The sequence below is a fragment of the Streptococcus sp. k-378 genome (assembly GCF_013277505.1).
Classification (GTDB): Bacteria; Bacillota; Bacilli; order Lactobacillales; family Streptococcaceae; genus Streptococcus; species Streptococcus pseudopneumoniae.
On the sequence record NZ_VMNC01000086.1, the window covers coordinates 1 to 7,207 of the forward strand.

The 7,207-nt window shown below is 43.3% G+C and carries 6 protein-coding genes, 2 pseudogenes and 1 riboswitch; of the genes and pseudogenes, 7 read left to right on the forward strand and 1 reads right to left on the reverse strand.

The window, feature by feature from the left end:
• From HT719_RS08620 to HT719_RS08650, 7 genes and pseudogenes are all read left to right on the forward strand, one after another.
• Positions 1-823, forward strand: a pseudogene (locus tag HT719_RS08620) (reverse transcriptase domain-containing protein); the annotation flags it as partial.
• Positions 824-934: 111 nt separating this feature from the next.
• Positions 935-1,037, forward strand: a riboswitch (TPP riboswitch).
• Between the two features lie 69 nt (positions 1,038-1,106).
• On the forward strand, positions 1,107-1,397 hold the full coding sequence (locus tag HT719_RS08625; protein ID WP_000647658.1) for a thiamine-binding protein: 291 nt from the start codon (positions 1,107-1,109) through the stop codon (positions 1,395-1,397).
• Positions 1,360-2,118, forward strand: a complete 759-nt coding sequence (locus HT719_RS08630) for an ABC transporter permease (RefSeq protein WP_165778281.1) — start codon at positions 1,360-1,362, stop codon at positions 2,116-2,118. The genes HT719_RS08625 and HT719_RS08630 overlap by 38 nt, the downstream gene beginning before the upstream one ends.
• A gap of 37 nt (positions 2,119-2,155) precedes the next feature.
• The gene (locus HT719_RS08635) at positions 2,156-3,163 is read left to right on the forward strand and encodes an ABC transporter substrate-binding protein (RefSeq protein ID WP_004261900.1); all 1,008 of its coding nucleotides are present in this window, start codon (positions 2,156-2,158) and stop codon (positions 3,161-3,163) included.
• The gene (locus HT719_RS08640) at positions 3,163-3,891 is read left to right on the forward strand and encodes an ABC transporter ATP-binding protein (RefSeq protein ID WP_023936794.1); all 729 of its coding nucleotides are present in this window, start codon (positions 3,163-3,165) and stop codon (positions 3,889-3,891) included. The genes HT719_RS08635 and HT719_RS08640 overlap by 1 nt, the downstream gene beginning before the upstream one ends.
• A 116-nt stretch (positions 3,892-4,007) precedes the next feature.
• Positions 4,008-4,466: a CtsR family transcriptional regulator gene (locus HT719_RS08645; RefSeq protein WP_023936792.1), complete on the forward strand. Its 459-nt coding sequence runs from the start codon at positions 4,008-4,010 to the stop codon at positions 4,464-4,466.
• A gap of 160 nt (positions 4,467-4,626) precedes the next feature.
• Positions 4,627-6,849 (forward strand): annotated as a pseudogene (locus tag HT719_RS08650) (ATP-dependent Clp protease ATP-binding subunit); the annotation flags it as partial.
• Here the strand turns inward: HT719_RS08650 and HT719_RS11690 are convergent.
• On the reverse strand, positions 6,738-7,207 hold a 470-nt coding region (locus HT719_RS11690), incomplete at its 5' end, for an IS30 family transposase (protein ID WP_240156565.1). The pseudogene HT719_RS08650 and the gene HT719_RS11690 overlap by 112 nt on opposite strands.

Below are 7,207 nucleotides of genomic sequence, written 5' to 3' on the forward strand. Positions count from 1 at the left end.
TGATGTCCTTAGTACATAACATTATCGAAGACGGAGATAGGGAATCCTTGATTCGTAAGTATCTTCATTCAGGTGTTATCATTAATGGTCAACGTCATAAAACGCTAGTTGGCACACCACAGGGAGGAAATGTATCTCCTCTCTTATCCAATGTCATGCTTAATGAATTGGACAAGGAATTAGAAAAGAGGGGACTTCGATTTGTGCGCTACGCAGATGATTGTGTGATGACGGTCGGAAGCGAGGCAGCCGCTAAGCGTGTGATGTATTCAGTCAGTCGTTTTATTGAGAAACGGCTAGGTTTGAAAGTAAATATGACCAAGACTAAGATTACCAGACCAAGAGAGCTGAAATACTTAGGTTTTGGGTTCTGGAAATCATCAGATGGTTGGAAAAGTCGTCCCCATCAAGATAGTGTTCGGAGATTTAAGCTTAAATTGAAGAAACTAACACAGAGGAAATGGAGTATAGACTTAACAAGACGTATTGAGCAACTGAATTTGTCTATTCGAGGATGGATAAACTATTTCTCATTGGGAAATATGAAAAGTATTGTCACCAGCATAGATGAGCGCTTGCGTACTCGCCTACGAGTGATTATCTGGAAGCAATGGAAGAAGAAATCGAGACGACTATGGGGATTGCTTAAGTTAGGAGTTCCTAAATGGATAGCAGATAAGGTATCTGGCTGGGGTGACCATTATCAATTAGTAGCTCAGAAGTCGGTACTAAACGTGCTATATCAAAACCAGTCCTTGAAAAACGTGGACTGGTTTCGTGTTTGGATTATTACCTTGAACGACATGTGTTAAAAGTTAGTTGAACCGCCGTATGCCGAACGGCACGTACGGTGGTGTGAGAGGGGCTAGAGATTATCCCCTACTCGATTAAGCAATTTCCTTGACATTTTTCTTATTTTGCGCTATCATATATACATATAATATATGGGAGTCTGTGTACAGTCTGAGAGGAAGTGTTAAACTTCGACCGCACCTGATCTGGGTAATGCCAGCGGAGGGAACGATACTTAGTCTGATTTTGCACCTTTTCCATATATGGTAAAGGTTTTTCTTTTTGTCAAAGGAAAACGAGAAGAGGAGGTTTTTATGAAAGCAAGCATCGCCTTGCAAGTTTTACCCCTAGCACAGGGGATTGATCGGATAGCTGTTATTGATCAGGTCATTGCTTATCTGCAAGCTCAAGAAGTGACCATGGTGGTGACACCATTTGAAACGGTCTTGGAAGGGGAGTTTGATGAGCTTATGCGCATTCTAAAAGAAGCGCTGGAAGTGGCAGGGCAGGAGGCAGATAATGTCTTTGCCAATGTCAAAATAAATGTAGGAGAGATTTTAAGTATTGATGAGAAGCTTGAAAAGTATGCTGAGACGACACATTAGTCTATTGGGCTTTCTAGGAGTCTTGTCAATCTGGCAGTTAGCAGGTTTTCTTAAACTTCTCCCCAAGTTTATCCTGCCGACACCTTTTGAAATTCTCCAGGCCTTTGCTCGTGACAGAGAATTTCTCTGGCACCATAGCTGGGCCACGTTGAGAGTGGCTTTGCTAGGTCTAATTTTGGGAGTCTTGATTGCCTGTCTCATGGCTGTACTCATGGATAGTTTGACTTGGCTCAATGACCTGATTTACCCTATGATGGTGGTCGTTCAGACTATCCCGACCATTGCCATAGCCCCTATTTTGGTCTTGTGGCTCGGTTATGGGATTTTGCCCAAGATTGTCCTGATTATCTTGACGACCACTTTTCCTATCATCGTCAGTATTTTGGACGGCTTTAGGCATTGTGACAAGGATATGCTGACCTTGTTTAGTCTGATGCGGGCCAAGCCTTGGCAAATCCTGTGGCATTTTAAAATTCCAGTCAGCCTGCCTTACTTTTATGCAGGTCTGAGGGTCAGTGTCTCCTACGCCTTTATCACAACAGTGGTATCTGAGTGGTTGGGAGGCTTTGAAGGACTAGGTGTCTACATGATTCAGTCCAAGAAACTGTTTCAGTATGATACCATGTTTGCTATTATTATTCTGGTATCGATTATCAGTCTTCTGGGTATGAAGCTGGTTGATGTCAGTGAAAAATATGTTATTAAATGGAAACGTTCGTAGAATTAGAATGTTTCAAAAAAGAAAAGAGGAAATCAAAATGAAGAAAACATGGAAAGTGTTTTTAACTGTTTTAACAGCTCTTGTAGCTGTTGTACTTGTGGCCTGTGGTCAAGGAACTGCTTCTAAGGATAACAAAGAGGCAGAACTCAAGAAGATCGACTTTATCCTAGACTGGACACCAAATACTAACCACACAGGGCTATATGTTGCCAAGGAAAAAGGTTATTTCAAAGAAGCTGGAGTGGATGTTGATTTGAAATTGCCACCAGAAGAAAGCTCATCTGACTTGGTTATCAATGGTAAGGCACCATTTGCAGTGTATTTCCAAGACTACATGGCTAAAAAATTGGAAAAAGGAGCAGGAATCACTGCCGTTGCAGCTATTGTTGAACACAATACATCAGGAATCATCTCACGTAAATCTGACAATGTAAGCAGTCCAAAAGACTTGGTTGGTAAGAAATACGGGACTTGGAATGACCCAACTGAACTTGCTATGTTGAAAACCTTGGTAGAATCTCAAGGTGGAGATTTTGAAAAAGTTGAAAAAGTACCAAATAACGACTCAAACTCAATCACACCGATTGCCAATGGCGTCTTTGACACTGCTTGGATCTACTACGGTTGGGATGGTATCCTTGCTAAATCACAAGGTGTAGATGCTAACTTCATGTACTTGAAAGACTATGTCAAGGAGTTTGACTACTATTCACCAGTTATCATCGCAAACAATGACTATCTGAAAGACAACAAAGAAGAAGCTCGTAAAGTCATCCAAGCTATCAAAAAAGGCTACCAATATGCTATGGAGCATCCAGAAGAAGCAGCTGATATCCTCATCAAAAATGCACCTGAACTCAAGGAAAAACGTGACTTTGTCATTGAATCTCAAAAATACTTGTCAAAAGAATACGCAAGCGACAAGGAAAAATGGGGTCAATTTGACGCAGCTCGCTGGAATGCTTTCTACAAATGGGATAAAGAAAATGGTATCCTTAAAGAAGACTTGACAGACAAAGGCTTCACCAACGAATTTGTGAAATAATGACAGAAATAAGACTAGAACACGTCAGTTATGCCTATGGTCAGGAGAGGATTTTAGAGGATATCAATCTGAAAGTCACTTCAGGTGAAGTGGTTTCCATCCTAGGCCCAAGTGGTGTTGGTAAGACTACGCTTTTCAACTTAATTGCGGGGATTTTAGAAGTTCAGTCAGGGAGAATTGTCCTTGATGGTGAAGAAAATCCCAAGGGGCGCGTGAGTTATATGTTGCAAAAGGATCTGCTCTTGGAGCACAAGACGGTGCTTGGTAATATTATCCTGCCCCTCTTGATTCAAAAGGTGGATAAGGCGGAAGCCATTGCTCGGGCGGATGAAATCCTTGCTACTTTTCAGTTGACAGCTGTACGAGACAAGTATCCCCATGAACTTAGTGGGGGGATGCGCCAGCGTGTGGCCTTGCTTCGAACTTACCTTTTCGGGCACAAGCTCTTTCTCTTAGATGAGGCCTTTAGCGCCTTGGATGAGATGACCAAGATGGAACTCCACGCTTGGTACCTTGAAATTCACAAGCAGTTGCAATTGACGACCCTGATCATCACGCATAGTATCGAAGAGGCCCTCAATCTCAGCGATCGCATCTATATCTTGAAAAATCGCCCTGGGCAGATTGTTTCAGAAATTAAACTAGATTGGTCTGAAGATGAGGACAAGGAAGTCCAAAAGATTGCCTACAAACGTCAAATCTTGGCAGAATTAGGCTTAGATAAGTAGAAAAATAGGGAGTTGGTGAAGATTATCCTTTACCAGCGCCCTTTTTCTTTTAAAAATGAGAAAATTTCGGTATAATAGTCAAAGATAGTCAAGGTTCAAAGAGAGGTGGGTTTGTAATGAGATTTAAAAATACATCGGATCATATTGAGGCCTACATCAAGGCGATTTTAGATCAATCTGGTATCGTGGAGTTGCAACGAAGTCAGTTGGCAGATACCTTCCAGGTTGTTCCTAGTCAGATTAACTACGTGATCAAGACACGCTTTACGGAAAGTAGAGGCTACTTGGTTGAAAGTAAGCGTGGTGGCGGAGGTTATATTCGTATAGGACGGATTGAGTTTTCTAGTCATCATGAAATGCTCCGAGAGCTTCTTTATTCGATTGGCGAGCGAGTTAGTCAAGAAACTTATGAGGATATTCTCCAGCTTTTGGTTGAGCAGGAATTGATGACCAAGCAAGAGATGAATTTGCTAGTATCAGTAGCTTTGGATCGCGTTCTAGGAGAAGAAGCTCCAGTCCTTCGTGCAAACATGCTACGCCAGGTCATACAAGAGGTAGATAGAAAAGGGAAGTAAGATGAACTATTCAAAAGCATTGAATGAATGTATCGAAAGTGCCTACATGGTTGCTGGTCATTTTGGAGCTGGTTACCTAGAGTCTTGGCACTTGGTGATTGCCATGTCCAATCACAGTTATAGTGTGGCAGGGGCGACTTTAAATGATTATCCATATGAGATGGACCGTTTAGAAGAAGTCGCTTTGGAACTGACTGAAACGGACTATAGCCAGGATGAAACTTTTACGGAGTTGCCGTTCTCCCATCGTTTGCAGGTTCTTTTTGACGAAGCAGAGTATGTAGCGTCAGTGGTCCATGCTAAGGTGCTAGGGACGGAGCACGTCCTCTATGCGATTTTGCATGATGGTAATGCCTTGGCGACTCGTATCTTGGAGAGGGCTGGTTTTTCTTATGAAGACAAAAAAGATCAGGTTAAGATTGCTGCTCTTCGTCGAAATTTAGAAGAACGGGCAGGTTGGACTCGTGAAGACCTCAAGGCTTTACGTCAACGCCATCGTACTGTGGCTGACAAACAAAATTCTATGGCCAATATGATGGGCATGCCCCAGACTCCGAGTGGTGGTCTCGAGGACTATACGCATGATTTGACAGAGCAAGCGCGTTCTGGCAAGTTAGAACCAGTCATCGGTCGGGATAAGGAAATCTCGCGTATGATTCAAATCTTGAGCCGTAAGACTAAGAACAACCCTGTCTTGGTCGGGGATGCTGGTGTCGGGAAAACAGCTCTGGCGCTTGGTCTTGCCCAGCGTATTGCTAGTGGTGATGTACCTGCGGAAATGGCTAAGATGCGCGTGTTGGAGCTTGATTTGATGAATGTCGTTGCAGGGACACGTTTCCGTGGTGACTTTGAAGAGCGTATGAATAATATCATCAAGGATATTGAGGAAGATGGCCAAGTAATTCTCTTTATCGATGAACTCCACACTATCATGGGTTCTGGTAGCGGGATTGACTCGACTCTGGATGCGGCCAATATTTTGAAGCCAGCCTTGGCGCGTGGAACTTTGAGAACGGTTGGTGCCACCACTCAGGAAGAATACCAAAAACACATCGAAAAAGATGCGGCCCTTTCTCGTCGATTCGCTAAAGTGACGATTGAAGAGCCAAGTGTGGCAGACAGCATGGCCATTTTGCAAGGCTTGAAGGCGACTTATGAGAAACATCACCGTGTGCAAATCACAGATGAAGCGGTCGAAACAGCCGTTAAGATGGCCCATCGTTACTTGACTAGTCGCCATTTGCCAGACTCTGCTATAGACCTCTTAGATGAAGTAGCAGCAACAGTGCAAAATAAGGCTAAGCATGTAAAAGTAGACGATTCAGGCTTGAGTCCAGCTGACAAGGCCTTGATGGATGGCAAGTGGAAACAGGCAGCTCAGCTAATCGCAAAAGAAGAGCAAGTGCCTGTCTATAAAGACTTGGTAACAGAGTCTGATATTTTGACTACCTTGAGTCGATTGTCAGGTATCCCAGTCCAAAAACTGACTCAGACTGACGCTAAGAAATACTTGAATTTGGAAGCTGAACTACACAAGCGTGTCATCGGTCAAGATCAAGCAGTTTCAAGCGTTAGCCGTGCTATTCGCCGCAATCAGTCAGGGATTCGCAGTCACAAGCGTCCGATTGGTTCTTTTATGTTCCTAGGACCCACAGGTGTCGGGAAGACCGAATTGGCCAAGGCTTTGGCAGAAGTTCTCTTTGATGACGAATCAGCCCTTATCCGCTTTGATATGAGTGAGTATATGGAGAAATTTGCAGCCAGCCGTCTCAATGGAGCTCCTCCGGGTTATGTGGGTTATGAAGAAGGTGGGGAGTTGACCGAGAAGGTTCGCAACAAACCATATTCCGTTCTCCTTTTTGACGAGGTAGAGAAGGCCCACCCAGATATCTTTAATGTGCTCTTGCAGGTCTTGGATGATGGTGTCTTGACCGATAGCAAGGGCCGCAAGGTTGACTTTTCAAATACCATTATCATCATGACGTCAAACCTTGGTGCGACAGCCCTTCGGGATGACAAGACCGTCGGTTTTGGAGCTAAGGATATTCGTTTTGACCAGGAAAATATGGAAAAACGCATGTTTGAAGAGCTGAAAAAGGCTTATAGACCTGAGTTTATCAACCGTATTGATGAAAAGGTGGTCTTCCATAGCCTGTCTAGTGACCATATGCAGGAAGTGGTGAAGATTATGGTCAAACCTTTAGTGGCAAGTTTGGCTGAAAAAGGCATTGACTTGAAATTACAAGCTTCTGCACTGAAATTGTTGGCAAATCAAGGATATGACCCAGAGATGGGAGCTCGTCCACTTCGCAGAACCCTGCAAACAGAAGTGGAAGACAAGTTGGCAGAACTTCTTCTTAAGGGAGATTTGGTGGCAGGCAGCACACTTAAGATTGGTGTCAAAGCAGGCCAATTGAAATTTGATATTGCATAAAAATGGAGAATCAGGAGTAATCTTGATTCTCTTTTGCCAAATTTCAAGTTCAAGTTAGCCATGAAGAAGTCTTCTCTGGGTGATTTGTAGTTCAAGCATTTTTTAGGATAGTTATTAATCCAATTTTCGATGAATGCGACTTCTTTGGGAGTCGTTTTCTTAGTTCCCTTAGGTAACCATCTCCGAATGAGCCTGTTGTGATTCTCATCAGTTCCCCTTTCCCAAGAGGCATAGGGGTGCGCATAATAGATATGTTCCTCAGAAAATACATCAGACAAGCGGTTAAATTCTGTACCATTATCTGCCG